This is a genomic window from Nocardioides sp. CPCC 206348, assembly GCF_048654705.1.
GTDB lineage: Bacteria > Actinomycetota > Actinomycetes > Propionibacteriales > Nocardioidaceae > Nocardioides.
In genome coordinates this window covers 511-1,329 of record NZ_JBMCZA010000122.1, presented here as the reverse complement: position 1 = coordinate 1,329, position 819 = coordinate 511, and the positions used below count along the sequence as shown (strand labels likewise).

The following is an 819-nucleotide window of genomic DNA, read 5'->3' as shown; positions in this document are numbered from 1 at the left end:
CGGGACTGGGGCGAGGCCCAGGCGCCGAGCTGCGAACCGCGCGGGCGGGAGGCCCAGTAGGCCTGCACCGCGGCGTCATCGAGCGGGATGGCGAGGCCCTCGACCCGGACCTGCCGCTCGAGCGGGTGCCACGGGAACAGCAGCGCGCACAGCGACTCGTGCGCCAGCGCCCGCCCCTTGCGGGACGCGGTGTTGGTGAAGAAGGAGAAGCCGTCGTCGGGCCGCACCGGCGCCACACCCTTGAGCAGCACGGTCCGCGACGAGGGCGCGCCGTCGGGGTCGACGGTCGCCAGGACCATCGCGTTGGGCTCATGGATCCCCGCAGCGCTCGCGTCGTCGTACCAACGCTGCCACTGGACCCACGGATCCGGATCGACCTCGGACTCGTCGAGCCCGGCAGCGCCGTACTCCTTGCGCAGCATGGCAAGGTCGGGCGTCGTTGGGTCCCCGGGCATGTGCCCAAACTAGCGAGTGCGGCAGAATGCCGGGTGGCCTGCGTGCCGTTCGCAACCCGGACGGCGTGCCCCACGGACGAAGGAGCTGTCGATGCCTGAGGTACACCACGGACTTGAGGGCGTCGTCGCCTTCGAAACCCAGATCGCAGAGCCTGACAAGGAAGGCTCGGCACTGCGGTATCGCGGAGTCGACATCGAGGACCTCGCCGGCCGAGTGCCGTTCGAGAACGTCTGGGGCCTGTTGATCGACGGCTCCTTCACGCCGGGCCTGCCGCCGGCCGAGGCGTTCAGCCTCCCGGTGCACACCGGCGACGTCCGCGTGGACGTCCAGGCCGCGATCGCGATGCTCGCGCCGGCCTTCGGC

The 819-nt window shown here is 71.3% G+C and carries 2 protein-coding genes; one reads left to right on the top strand and one right to left on the bottom strand.

The window, feature by feature from the left end:
* Nucleotides 1-455: pyridoxine/pyridoxamine 5'-phosphate oxidase (locus ACOADB_RS07345; RefSeq protein ID WP_378597312.1), on the bottom strand; the 455-nt coding region annotated here is incomplete at its 3' end.
* 91 nt (nt 456-546) lie between these two features.
* Here ACOADB_RS07345 and ACOADB_RS07340 point away from each other — a divergent pair.
* Nucleotides 547-819: citrate/2-methylcitrate synthase (locus ACOADB_RS07340; RefSeq protein ID WP_378597311.1), on the top strand; the 273-nt coding region annotated here is incomplete at its 3' end.